The sequence below is a fragment of the Janibacter cremeus genome, from assembly GCF_013409205.1.
GTDB classification, from domain to species: Bacteria; Actinomycetota; Actinomycetes; order Actinomycetales; family Dermatophilaceae; genus Janibacter; species Janibacter cremeus.
The window spans coordinates 1935948-1948562 of record NZ_JACCAE010000001.1 but is presented as its reverse complement, the minus strand read 5'-3'; the positions used below and the strand labels follow the sequence as shown (position 1 = coordinate 1948562).

Annotated in this window: 11 protein-coding genes; 6 read left to right on the top strand and 5 right to left on the bottom strand. The window is 70.0% G+C overall.

Annotated elements, in window-relative coordinates; all coding sequences use genetic code 11:
- Positions 1–60: 60 nt before the first annotated feature.
- Positions 61–720, bottom strand: coding sequence for a helix-turn-helix domain-containing protein (locus tag BJY20_RS09265; RefSeq protein WP_221935294.1), 660 nt, complete (start codon positions 718–720; stop codon positions 61–63).
- 73 nt (positions 721–793) lie between these two features.
- Between BJY20_RS09265 and BJY20_RS15700 the strand changes: the two genes are divergently transcribed.
- From BJY20_RS15700 to BJY20_RS09240, 5 genes are all read left to right on the top strand, one after another.
- Entirely contained in the window at positions 794–1051 is a 258-nt protein-coding gene (locus tag BJY20_RS15700; RefSeq protein ID WP_221935293.1) for a DUF2249 domain-containing protein, read from the top strand.
- Positions 1052–1058: 7 nt separating this feature from the next.
- Positions 1059–1517 (top strand): hemerythrin domain-containing protein, encoded by a 459-nt coding sequence (locus tag BJY20_RS09255; protein WP_185991264.1) that lies wholly within the window; start codon positions 1059–1061, stop codon positions 1515–1517.
- The gene (locus BJY20_RS09250; protein WP_343062832.1) at positions 1514–4174 is read left to right on the top strand and encodes a multicopper oxidase domain-containing protein; all 2661 of its coding nucleotides are present in this window, start codon (positions 1514–1516) and stop codon (positions 4172–4174) included. Before BJY20_RS09255 ends, BJY20_RS09250 begins: the two co-directional genes overlap by 4 nt.
- A gap of 104 nt (positions 4175–4278) precedes the next feature.
- A complete protein-coding gene (locus BJY20_RS09245) occupies positions 4279–5580 on the top strand; it encodes an ATP-grasp domain-containing protein (protein WP_221935292.1) in 1302 nt (433 codons plus the stop codon).
- A 13-nt stretch (positions 5581–5593) separates the two neighbouring features.
- Positions 5594–7582, top strand: coding sequence for a hypothetical protein (locus BJY20_RS09240; protein ID WP_221935291.1), 1989 nt, complete (start codon positions 5594–5596; stop codon positions 7580–7582).
- A gap of 21 nt (positions 7583–7603) precedes the next feature.
- Here the strand turns inward: BJY20_RS09240 and BJY20_RS09235 are convergent, their stop codons facing one another.
- Complete coding sequence (locus tag BJY20_RS09235) at positions 7604–8452, bottom strand: alpha/beta fold hydrolase (protein ID WP_185991263.1); 849 nt, start codon at positions 8450–8452, stop codon at positions 7604–7606.
- A gap of 117 nt (positions 8453–8569) precedes the next feature.
- On the opposite strand from BJY20_RS09235, the gene BJY20_RS09230 reads away from it, so the two are divergent.
- Positions 8570–9625 (top strand): YihY/virulence factor BrkB family protein, encoded by a 1056-nt coding sequence (locus tag BJY20_RS09230; protein ID WP_185991262.1) that lies wholly within the window; start codon positions 8570–8572, stop codon positions 9623–9625.
- A gap of 34 nt (positions 9626–9659) precedes the next feature.
- On the opposite strand, the gene BJY20_RS09225 is transcribed toward BJY20_RS09230, so the two are convergent.
- From BJY20_RS09225 to ahpC, 3 genes are all read right to left on the bottom strand, one after another.
- Positions 9660–10088, bottom strand: a complete 429-nt coding sequence (locus BJY20_RS09225) for a cupin domain-containing protein (protein ID WP_185991261.1) — start codon at positions 10086–10088, stop codon at positions 9660–9662.
- Between the two features lie 96 nt (positions 10089–10184).
- Positions 10185–11864 carry an alkyl hydroperoxide reductase subunit F gene (ahpF, locus tag BJY20_RS09220; protein WP_185991260.1) on the bottom strand — a complete coding sequence of 560 codons (1680 nt, stop codon included), beginning with the start codon at positions 11862–11864 and terminating at the stop codon, positions 10185–10187.
- 97 nt (positions 11865–11961) lie between these two features.
- On the bottom strand, positions 11962–12528 hold the full coding sequence (gene ahpC / locus BJY20_RS09215) for an alkyl hydroperoxide reductase subunit C (RefSeq protein ID WP_185991259.1): 567 nt from the start codon (positions 12526–12528) through the stop codon (positions 11962–11964).
- Between the last annotated feature and the right edge of the window lie 87 nt (positions 12529–12615).

Here is a 12615-nt window from a genome sequence, read left to right as displayed (position 1 = left end):
CGGATGGCCGCACGCCTTCACCTCAACCAACGGGGCGATGGTGACGGCCGCGGGCGGGCGTCAGCGCTCCGGCACCCGCAGCAGGCAGGCGCCCGGCTCGGCGAAGGGGGTCAGCTCGGCCGGCTCGTCGTCGTCCCCCCGCTCGAGGGTCCCGTCGACGAGGCCGAGGTGGACCTGGCAGATGACGTCCGGGTTCTCCACGGCGAGGTCGAGGAGCGGGCAGGTCGTCAGGCGCACGGTCGCGCCGTCACGGACCGGCCCGAAGCCCAGGTCCGCGAGGGTGGTGTCGAGGTGCTCGCGCTCGCTCACCGTGGCCCCGGGCGTGGCCAGCCGCTCGCCCCAGGCCCGGCCGATGCGTCGGGCGCGCTCGCGCACCTGCGGGCTGTCACCGCCGGCGATGAGGTCGGCGGCGAAGGCCCCGGTCAGCGCGCGGTACTCGTCCACCCGCACACCGGGCGCCGGACCGGCCTCGTAGAGCACGGCCGGGCGCCCGCGCCCCTCCGCGGGAGCCGTGGCGGTCGTGACGAGCGAACGGTCGAGCAGTTGCGACAGGTGGCTGCGGACGGTGTTCTCGTGGGACCCGACACCGGCGGCGATCTCGGTGACCCGCATGGGTCGCCCGCCGGCGCGAAGGACCTCGAGCACCTGCCGCACCGCGGCGCCGAGGTCGCTCGGGTCCGCCTGGGGTGCGGGCCGCGGCCCGAGGTTTGTATTTTCCACGACTCCTAATGTAGTAATTTGGGTGCGGGTTGGGCAACCCGACCCGGCCCGCGCCGACGGCAAAGGAAGCCCCATGTCCACGAACCTGCCCATGGTCGAGGAGATCCCCGCCCTCGACTTGCGCCCCGTCCCCCGCTCGATCCGGCACGCGACCGTCATCGGCGCACTCTCGGCGATCAGGCCGGGTCGCTCCCTCGACCTCGTCGCTCCCCACGACCCGCAGCCGCTGCTGCGCCAGGTCGAGGGCCTCGAGCCCGACACGTGGAGCGTCGAGTACCTCCAGCAGGGTCCCGACGCCTGGACCCTGCGGCTGACCCGAGCCCAGTCCTGACCCGACGATGTGCTCCTACTGCGGGTGCCGCTCCATTGGCATCATCGGCCGGTTCAGCACCGAGCACGACGAGCTGATCAACGTCACCGGACTGCTGCGGCGGGCCGTGACCGACGGCCGCACCAACGAGATCGTCGAGCTCGTCGACGATGTCGCCCGGCTGCTCGCCCCGCACACCGACGCCGAGGAGGCCGGCCTCTTCACCGTGCTGCGCCGCGAGGAGGAGTTCAGCGAGCACATCGACACCCTCTGTGGCGAGCACGTGGACCTCGACGACCTCCTCGCCCGCATCCGCACCGGCGAGAGCCACCTCGTCGACCGCTTCGACCGGGAGTTGCGTTCGCACATCCAGCGGGAGGAGAACGGCCTCTTCCCCGCGTCCCTGACCACCCTCGGTGGGGATGAGTGGGACGAGGTCGATGCCCTGACGGCGGCGAGCGTCCCGACCTCCCCCGTGGCCCCGTGAGCCTCTCGACCCCGCGACCGACGCAGCAGCGGGCGAAGGGAGGCGCCTGGGTGATGCGGGACCGTCCCGGCCTGCTGTGGATGGTCGCCGCCGTCATCACCGCGGTCGTGCACCCCTTCGTCCCGGACTCGACCTGGCTGATGGTCCACATGATCGCGCTGGGTGCGCTCACCCACTCGATCATGGTGTGGAGCACGCACTTCACGGTCAGCCTGCTGAAGAACCGCCCCGACATCGACCTACGGGCCACACAGAACCGGCGACTGGTCCTGCTCCACCTGGGCATCATCGGCGTCCTCATCGGGGTCCCGACCACGTGGTGGTGGTTCACCCTGGTCGGCGCGTCGGCCGTCGTCCTCGCGGTCCTGTGGCACGGGTGGCAGCTGGTGCGACGCCTGCGCGGCGCTCTGCCGGGGCGGTTCCGGATCGTGGTGCACCACTACCTCGCCTCGGCCGCCTTCCTCCCCGTCGGCGCGACCCTCGGGGTGCTCCTCGCCCGCGGCCAGTCCGAGGAGATGCACGCACGGATGACGCTGGCGCACTCCCTGGTCAACGTGCTCGGCTGGGTCGGCATCACCGTCGCCGGCACCCTGATCACGCTGTGGCCGACGATCCTGCGGGTGCGCATGGATCCTGCTGCCGAGAAGCGCGCCACCCAGGCCCTGCCCGCTCTCGTCACGGGCCTCTCGCTCGCGCTCGTCGGCGCCCTGGCCGGATGGCGCTGGCTGCTGCTCGCCGGCGTGCTCGGCTACCTGGTCGCCCTGCTGTGGACCGGCCGCTCGCTCATCGCACCGGCCCGGGCCAAACCGCCGATGCACTTCGCGTCCTGGTCGGTGGCGGCCGGTGCGGCGTGGTTCCTCGTCGGCATCGTGATGGTCGCGTGGCGCGTCGCCACCGCGCCCGACATGGCCGCGATGACGATCGGCTACGGCCGGGTCGCGGCGGTGCTCGTCGTCGGCTTCGCCCTGCAGGTCCTCTGCGGCGCGCTCAGCCACCTGGTGCCCGCGGTCATCGGTGGCGGCCCGAAGGTCGTCCGCGTCGGGATCGAGGCCTTCGACCGGTTGGGCATGACCCGGATCGTCATCATCAACGTCCCCCTCGCCCTGTCCCTCATGCCGGTCCCGTCCGGTACCCGCGTCGTGCTGACCACCCTCGTGCTCATCGGGCTCGCGGCCTTCATCCCCGTCATGCTCGTTGGCGTCAAGCGCCTCGTCGCCGCCCGCCGCGAGGTCGCGACCTCGACTCCCGACCCGCGTCGCGACCCCCGGCTGGGCCGGGCCGAGGCCGCCCGGGTGCTCGATCCCCCCTTCCCCCGCACGCAGTTCATGGCCGGCGTCACCCTCGTCGCCCTGGCGCTCGCCGCCGGGCCGGCCCTCCAGCCGGTCCTCGACGGCGGCAGCGGGCCGGTCGCCGCACCCGCCACGAGCGTCTCGCCGACCGGCGAGACCACGACGGTCGAAGTCGTCGCGCAGGAGGACATGAGCTACTCCCCCTCGAGCATCGAGGTGCCCGCCGGCGACCGGCTGGTCATCGAGCTGACCAGCGAGGACGGCAGCACCGTCCACGACCTCTACTTCGACGACGAGCACCGGACCCCGCGCCTGACGAAGGGGGAGAGCGCCACCCTCGACCTCGGCGTCGTCGGCGCCGACCGGCAGGGCTGGTGCACCGTCACCGGCCACAGGGCCATGGGGATGACCTTCGACGTCGACGTGATCGGGGCACCAGCGGACGCGGCCTCCGACGAGCCGCCACCGGGAGCGGGCGGCGACCACGGCGACCACGGCGAGGAGCCCCCCTTCGCCCTGGACCCGGGCGCGGAGTGGCCGGAGGACCACCGGGCCCACGACGCCACCCTGCCGCCGCTGACCGACGAGAGGACCCACCGGGTGACGCTGCGGGTGCAGGATCTGCAGGTCGAGGTCGCGCCCGGGGTGACGCAGACGCGCTGGACCTTCGGTGACACCGCGCCCGGGCCGGTGCTGCACGGACGGGTCGGCGACGAGTTCGTCATCACGCTCGTCAACGACGGCAGCATCGGGCACTCGATCGACTTCCACGCCGGGGCCCTGGCCCCTGATCGCCCCATGCGCACGATCGCGCCGGGCGAGGAGCTGACCTACACCTTCACCGCCGAGCGGGCGGGGATCTGGATGTACCACTGCGCGACGATGCCGATGGCGACGCACATCGCCAAGGGCATGCACGGAGCGGTGGTCATCGAGCCGCCGGATCTGCCCGAGGTGGACCGCTCGTACGTGCTGACCGCGTCCGAGATCTACGCCGGCGAGTCCACGGACGAGGCACCGGCCGCGACGACCTTCAACGGGCGAGCCTTCCAGTACGACGCGGACCAGCTGAGCGCGAAGGTCGGTGAGCGCGTGCGCTTCTGGGTGCTCGACGCCGGGCCCGACTCTCCGCTGTCCTTCCACGTCATCGGTGGCCAGTTCGACACCGTGTGGCAGGAGGGCGCCTACCGGGTCGGCGGGCCCGGCCGCGTGGGCGGGCCCGACACCGGGTCACAGGCGCTCGCACTGCTCCCCGGGCAGGGCGGCTTCGTCGAGCTGTCCTTCCCCGAGCCGGGCCACTACCCCTTCGTCAACCACGTGATGACCGCCGGGGAGAAGGGAGCGCACGGGATCGTCCACGTGCGCTGAGGCCGTGCGTCTGTAGTGTGGTCCCACCGGGACGAGACCCGCGCATCCCCCAAGGTGCGGTCCAGCAAGCGTCGCCCACGTCGGCGGCAGGAGGGAGCGGGAGAGTGACCCCTACTCACGAGTCGACCACCATGTCCGACCAGCAGGACCGGGCGGAGAGCACGACACGGGATCCGCACCCGGAGCGACGCGACCCCGGCAAGGGATTCGTGGCGCTGCTGGGCTGGAGCCCCAACGCCGTGGAGGCCGTCGAGCAGTTCGACCGGCGCTACGTCGTCGTGGCGCCGGACTGGGCCGAGGACTACTGCCGCGAGCACGGCATCCCCTACGTGCCCTGGAACTTCGAGCGACTCAACGACCGCTCCATGGAGATCGCCGAGACCCTCAAGGGGCTCGGTGTCGACGTCGCGATCCCGCTGTTCGAGGAGACGGTCGAGTGGGCCGGCGCCATCAACGCGGTCGTGATGGACCAGCCGAAGCTCTTCGGTCAGGCGATGCTCCTGCGGGACAAGGCGCTGATGAAGCGCCGCGCCCAGCTCGGTGGCATCCGCGTGGGCATCTTCGAGGAGGCCTACGAGCAGGAGGACGTCATCCGCTTCCTCAAGCGCGTCAACCAGACGCTGCTGAAGCTCGACGGCGACCCCAACGACCCGATCCACCTGAAGGCCCTCGACAAGGCGGGCTGCCTCGGCCACCGCATCATCCGCACCCCGGACGAGGTGGACTCCATCCCGGAGGATGAGTTCCCCGTCCTGATGGAGTCCCACCTGGACGGGTGGGAGTTCGCGGTGGAGGCCTGGGTGCACAACGGGAAGATCCGCTTCCTCAACATCTCCGAGTACGTGCGGCTCGGCTACTCCGTCTTCGTCCCGGCCTCACCGGACCTGGAGCGCTACCGCCCGGAGATCACCCGGCAGCTGGAGAAGCTGATCAAGACCTTCGACATCGAGTTCGGCTTCGTCCACCCCGAGTACTTCGTCACCAGCGACGGCGAGATGTACTTCGGCGAGGTCGCCTACCGTCCCCCGGGCTTCAAGGTCTTCGAGCTCATCGAGCGCGCCTACGGGTTCAACGCCTACCAGGCGCTCGTGCTGGCCTTCGACCCGAAGACGACCGAGGAGGAGGTCACGAGTTTCTTCCCCCGCGAGGTCGAGGACGCGACCGGGTACGCCGGGTGCTTCGGGGTGTACCCGCGACGGCGCGTGGTGAGCACGCTCGAGATGCCGGAGGAGACCGAGGACCACGAGTACTTCGAGTCCCACGAGTTGTCCACCCCGCTGGAGGAGACGGTGACCAAGCGCACCGCCTTCGGGACCCACTGGGGCCTGCTCTACTTCTTCGGCGACGACCCGCACACGATGCGCGAGTTGCTTTCGCGACAGGAAGACCTTGACTTCTACGTCTGATGGGGTGATCCGCGTGGAGTCGGACACCTCCCTGCTGGACAAGCGCCTGCGCACTCTGACCGACGCGGTCCGGGCCTTCGACGAGGCCGGCGAGATCGGCAAGACCACCCGACTGCGCCGGGTCCTGGACGGGCTCCGGCTGGTCCTGCGGCAGCCGGGTGGGCCGGCTGCCGTGCAGGCACGTGCCGGCGAGCTCGAGTCGGCCGGGATCTTCGCGGGGACCGACTGGGCGACACCCAGCGCCTTGGTCCCCGCGCTCAGCCCCGCCTCCCTGCGGAGCGGGGACGCCGACACCGTCGTGATGGAGGTCGTCAGCGACCTGCGGCTCGTGGCCGTCGCCCTCGGCACGCTGGAGCACCCCGGCATCAGCGCTGACGAGGCCCGCGAGCACGTCCTGCAGGTGCTGGCGGCCAATGCCACGCTGCTCTTCTCCGCGCCCACGGAGGCCGAACGTGAGCAGCAGGGCCGGATGGCCCAGGTGACCCGGGCCGCGATGAAGCACATCGTCGACCAGCTCGGCTACGGCTCCGTCCTCGACCAGGTGGTGGAGGAGATCTGGCGGATCCTGCGCCAGCGCCCGGTCCAGGTCGACCACGTCAAGGCGACCATCACCCAGATCGCCGTGGCGATGACCGACTCCGACCTGGGCACGGGACACCTGCCTCGCGGGGTCGACCGCCTCGTCAGCAGCCTCTTCGGTCCGACCGAGGCATCCCGGGACGACCCCGGCGTCGCCGAGTACCGCCTGCGCCTGGAGTCGATGGACGACATGACGCTGCAGTACGAGGCCAACGGATTCGCCCGATCGATGCACGACACCGGACTCGTGTCCGCCTACCACGCGGCCCTGCTGCGTTTCCTGCGTGAGCGGAGCGACTTCCTCCTCAGCGAGGCGATGGGGCTCTCGAGCACCGGCCGGGAGAGCCTGCTGTGCTTCCACGACCTGGTCGACAAGCTCATCGACGAGGCAGTGCACCCCGAGACGGCGCAGGACGTCTACGGGTTGACGCTCATGCTGGAGCGGGGAGTGCTCTTCGAGCCACCGGTGGCCCCGGCGCTGTGGCGGCAGCTGTACGTGCCCCTGTCCGCGCACGCTCGCGAGCGCCTCGAGCTCGCCTTCGGCACCGCGCACGATGCGCGCGTCTGGCTGCTCGCCGGGACGCTGTCCGTGCTCGGCCAGCCACTGGGCATCGGGCAGGGCGACAACCCGACCTGCCAGTCGGCCCGCGCCATGTCCATGTGGGCCTACAACGATCCCGACTATCTCCTCCAGACGATCGTCTGGGCTGCCCGTGACGACGAGATCGTCATGCACTTCGAGGGACAGGCGATCTCCTCCTGCGACACGGCAGTCGGTCTGGCGACCACGTTGCCGATCGACCTCGACGCCGTCTCGTTGCTCGTGGTCCCCCACCTGGATCGGATCTACGCCGAGATGGGCCACCGCTGCGCCGGTCGTGCGGGCGACCCGCACCGGTGGATCAACCCCGAGTTCCACGGATGGTGGGCAGGGAGAGGGTTCCGGATCAACGTCGACGTCGGGACCGGCAGGCTGACCGACCTGGACGGGTTCGTCCAGCACTTCTACGCCACCTACCACCCCTTCCACAACGGTGGTCAGCCGCTGATCCACCCGCAGCCGGCAGGCATCGCCGTCACGGACGCCGCAGCCCGCTTCGTCGGGTGGCACGCGATCACGGTGCTGCGCGTGGCCCTCGACCCCGCGGGCACGATGCGGGTCTACTTCTACAACCCGAACAACGACAGCGGTCAGGACTGGGGCGATGACGTCGTCGTGAGCACGGCCGGCACCGGTGAGCGTTTCGGCGAGGCGTCCCTGCCCTTCGAGCAGTTCGCCTCACGGCTGTACATCTTCCACTTCGACCCGCTCGAGCCCGGCGACTACGCCTCGGTGACCTCCGAAGAGGTCGAGCGGGTCGTGGCGGCCATCACGCGCACCTGGGGCGCAGACCGCCTCCCCGAGGTCCCGCCGGCCGACTGAGTCGCTGCGGGGTCGGTAGGGTCAGGCGCCCGGGCGCTGCGTCGCCACGCCCTCGTGCTCGGTCGGACCCGCCCCACGGTCGGCCCGGTTGATCGTCGCGACGACGACGTCGACGACCAGGTCCGGGTGGTCGTGCTGCGGGCAGTGACCGCAGTCCGGCAGCGTCACGTGCGTGGCCTCGGGCAGGCGCGTGCGGGCGGTGTGCGCCTCGGACGGCAGGAGCAGCCGGTCGGTGTCGCCCCAGGCGACGGTCGTGGGCACCTGCACGTCCTTGGTGAACCGCATGACGGTCGCTCGGAAGAAGTGCGGCCAGAACCCCTTCGACCGACGCAGGTTGAGGGTGTCGCCGACCGCGGTCTCGACCGTGACCGTCTCGGGGTGGGTGTACAGCGAGCGGAAGGCGAACTTGCGGAACCACGTGTGGCCGGCCAGCGTGCGGTGCACCGCCTCGGGGAGGTGGCTGCCCACCTTCATGAAGAGCAGGTTCGCCGCGATGTTGGGCAGGTGGTGCACCGGGAAGAAGCCCCCCGGGGAGAGCACCGTGGCCGTGCCCACCGCGCCGTTGTGGGCGAGCTCGAGGCTGACGCTCCCACCGAGGGAGTTGCCGACGACGTGCGGTGTGTCGATCCCGTGCGAGACGAAGAACCGCTCGAACTGCTCAGCGGTGCTGCGCATCGAGTACCCGTCCGGGCGGGTCGGTGTCGGGGAGGCACCGTGACCGGGTAGATCGACCACGTAGACGTCGTACCCGCGGTCGTTGAGCAGCTGCGGCACCTCGCCCCACGCCTGGCGCCGGTGGCCGATCCCGTGGATGAGGACGACCGGCTCGCCGTCCCCGGGCAGGTGCGTGTGGGCGATGGTGCTCTTCATGAGCGTGATGTTACTCCGAGGTCACCTTTGCGACGAGGGGTGTTCGTCGGGAGAGGCGGCCCGTCTCTTCCCCAAGGGACACCCGCTCCGGCTCTCGCGCGCGTATACCGTGACGTCATGGGGCCGGACGGGGCAGGGGGCGCGCGGAGCCGCCCCGATGCGTGGACCCGGTTTCGGCGCGCCGCGTGGCAGCTGATCACCTCGACCGTGGTCGCGTCGTTCCGGCACCGGCTCATGGGGCTGGCCGCCGAGGCAGCCTTCTTCGCCATCCTGTCCCTTCCGCCACTGATCTTCGCGCTCGCCGGCAGCATCGGGTTCTTCGTCGACACCCTCGCCGTGGCCCAGGTCGAGACGCTTCGCGACACCACCCTGAGGTTGGCCGGCCGGGTGCTGACCGAAGACAGCATCGAGAGCGTCATCAGGCCGACGCTGGACGACGTTCTCCGGGGTGGGCGCTTCGACGTCGTATCCATCGGCTTCGTGGTCGCCCTGTGGTCGGGGTCGAGGGCACTCAACGTCTTCGTGGAGACGATCACGATTCTCTACGGCCTCGCCGGACGACGCGGCATCGTCCGTACCCGGGCCCTTTCGTTCGGGCTGTATGTCGTCGGTCTCGTCGTCGGCGTGATCGTGGTCCCGCTGATACTGCTCGGTCCGCGGATCATCGACTCGGTACTTCCGGACCAGCTGCAGGCACTGACCACCCTGTACTGGCCCACGGTGATCCTGCTCAGCGTCGCGTTCCTCACCTCGCTGTACCACCTGTCCGTACCGGTGCGGACCTCGTGGCGCCACGACCTCCCCGGAGCAGGCCTGGCCCTGCTGCTGTGGATCCTGGGTAGCTACGTCCTGCGTTGGGCACTGCAGGGCGTCATCGGGGGCACGTCGATCTACGGTCCGCTGGCCGCGCCCATCGCCCTACTCCTGTGGCTGTACCTCACCGCCGTCGCGATCCTGATCGGGGCTGCGCTGAACGCGGCCTGCGACCGCGTCTGGCCGGAGTCCGAGACCGCCCGGGCACGCCTGGAACTGGTACGTCGGCTGCGCAGCGACGCCAGGTCAAAGCGACTGCGTGACACCGTCAGCGCCGAGGACGTGCAGCAGCTCGGACAACGCCAGGACCGTGATCCCAGCGGCGAGGAGGCGCCACCGCGCGGATCGAACACGACCTGACCCGTGCACCACCCGCGGCTGACCGGGTCCTCGGTCAGTCCTCGGTGGGGTCGGCCTCCTGGTCGGCCTTGGTCGCGTGGACGGTGCCGTGCACGTGCTCCGGCGGGGAGTAGAGCGAGTACACCTTCAGCGGCACGTCACCGGTGTTGGTGATGTTGTGCCACTGGCCGGCGGGGACCATGACGATGTCGTCGTCGCCGACCTCGCGGTCGAAGGACAGGTCGTCCTGCGCCGGCCCGAGCTGGGCGCGACCGCGGCCCTCCTCGATGCGCAGGAACTGGTCGTGGTCCTCGTGGACCTCCAGGCCGATGTCGTCACCGGGCGCGATCGCCATGACGGTCAGCTGCATGTACGTGCCGGTCCACAGCGTGGAGCGGTAGTTGGTGTTCTCCAGCGTCGCGTCCTCGATGTTGACGACGTAGGGCGCAGGGCCGTGGTCGGACAGGTCGATCTGCTCGCTCATGTGGATCTCCTTGGCTACGAAGGGGGTTGGTCGCTTCGAGGCTACGGCCGCTGACGGCCTTCGCGCCTCAGCGCACGGTGAAGGTTGTCCAGAGCCTCAGGCGTTCGCGCCCACGGAGTCCGGGACGTCGATCTGGTCCCCGGCCTCGATGGGGCCGTCGGCCACCTTCGTCGCGGCCATGGCCGCCTCCTCGGAGGGCGCGCTGCTGCGGATCAGGTGGTCGAATGCGCTCAGCGAAGCGGTGGATCCAGCGCCCAGGGCCGTGACGATCTGCTTGTAGGGCTCGATCGTGCAGTCACCCGCGGCGAAAACACCGGGCAGGTTCGTCCTGCCGACGCCGTCGATGACGACCTCGCCGCGCTCGGACAGCTCGACGGCATCTCCCAGCCACTCGGTGTTGGGCAGCAGGCCGATCTGGACGAAGACACCCTCGACGTCGAGCTGCTCGCCCTGGCCACCGTCGCGCGGCTCGATCGCGATACCGGTGACCTTGCCGCCGTCACCGATGACCTCGGTGGTCTTGGTGCCGAGGCGGACGTCCACGTTGGGCAGGGAGTGGACCTTGCGCTGCAGGACCTCATCGGCGCGCATCTCGTCGAGGAACTCGATGAGCGTGACGTGGCCGACGATGCCGGCCAAGTCGATCGCGGCCTCGACGCCGGAGTTGCCGCCGCCGATGACGGCGATGTCCTTGCCCTTGAAGAGAGGGCCGTCGCAGTGCGGGCAGAAGGTGACGCCCTTGTTGCGGTACTCCTCCTCGCCGGGGACACCCATGGTGCGCCAGCGTGCTCCGGTGGCCAGGACGACGGTCTTGCCCGACAGGGCCGCGCCGCCCGCGAGGTCGACCATGGTCAGACCGTCCCGGCCTTCGCTCAGGCCGGCCGCCTGCTGGCTGCGCACGAGGTCGATGTCGTAGTCGGACATGTGGCGCTCGAGGTCGGCCGCGAGCTTCGGCCCCTCGGTGTGCGGGACGGAGACGAGGTTCTCGATCGACATGGTGTCGAGGACCTGGCCGCCGACGCGGTCGGCGACGATCCCGGTTCGGATGCCCTTGCGGGCGGCGTAGATCGCGGCGGAGGCGCCGGCAGGGCCGCCACCGACGACGAGCACCTCGTAGGGCTCGCGGGCGTTGAGCTCCTGGGCGGCGCGCTCGGCGGCGTCACCGCCGGAGAGCTCGTCGACCTTGGCGACGATCTCGGGCAGCTCCATCCGGCCGGAGCCGAAGTTCTCGCCGTTGTGGAAGACGGTGGGCACGGCCATGACGCCGCGGGCGTCGGCCTCGTCGGGGAAGACCGCGCCGTCGATGGCGACGTGCTCGATGTCGGGGTTGAGCACGCTCATGAGGTTGAGGGCCTGGACCACGTCCGGGCAGTTCTGGCAGCTGAGCGAGAAGAAGGTCTCGAACTTGTGGACACCGGTGAGTCCCCGAATCTGGTCGAGGACGTCCTGGGATGCCTTGCTCGGGTGGCCGCCGACCTGAAGCAGCGCGAGGACCAGGGAGGTGAACTCGTGGCCCATCGGGATACCGGCGAAGCGCACGGACACCTCGGGCGCGCCGGTGCGGGTGATCGCGAAGGACGGGACGCGCTCATCGCGCTCCGCACCCTCGACGACACGACGGGTGATCAGCTCGCTCATACCCGCGATCTCGACGAGCAGCTCGTCGAGCTCGATGGACTTCGCCCCGTCGTCGAGGGTCGCGACGAGCTCGATCGGCTCGCGGAGGTTCTCGAGGTAGGCCGTGAGCTGGGTGGCGAGATTCGGATCGAGGGCCATGGCGGAAACGACTCCTGTGGGACGAAGGGGATGTACGGGGTGGGTGAGGGGTGACGCGCGGGGCGCGTCACCCCTCATCCGAGATGCTGCAGGACGATCAGATCTTGCCGACGAGGTCCAGGCTCGGGGCGAGCGTCTCGGCGCCCTCTTCCCACTTGGCCGGGCAGACCTCGCCCGGGTTGTTGCGCACGTACTGCGCGGCCTTGACCTTGCGCACGAGCTCCTTGGCGTTGCGGCCGATGCCCTCGGCGGTGATCTCCATGAACTGGATGACGCCGTCCGGGTCGATCAGGAAGGTGCCGCGGTTGGCCAGACCCTCGTCCTCACGCAGGATGTCGAAGTTGCGCGAGATCGCAGCGGTCGGGTCGCCGAGCATGGGGTAGGTGACCTTGCCGACCGCGTCGGAGGTCTCGTGCCACGCCTTGTGCGTGAAGTGCGTGTCGGTCGAGACGGAGAAGACCTCGACGCCCAGGTCCTTCAGCTCGCTGTCGTACTCAGCGGCGAGGTCCTCCAGCTCCGTCGGGCAGACGAAGGTGAAGTCCGCCGGGTAGAAGAAGAAGATCGCCCACTTGCCGGCGATGTCCGCTTGGGAGAAGTCCTTGAACTCACTGTCGATGTAACCGGTGGCCTCGAAGGGCTGGATCTGGGTGTTGATGAGGGACATGCGTTGGACTCCTGTGCATCTCTCGGGTTTTGGATTTCCCACCCACGAGGACTCTTTGGAGGACCTCGTGTTTTGGAATGACTCCAG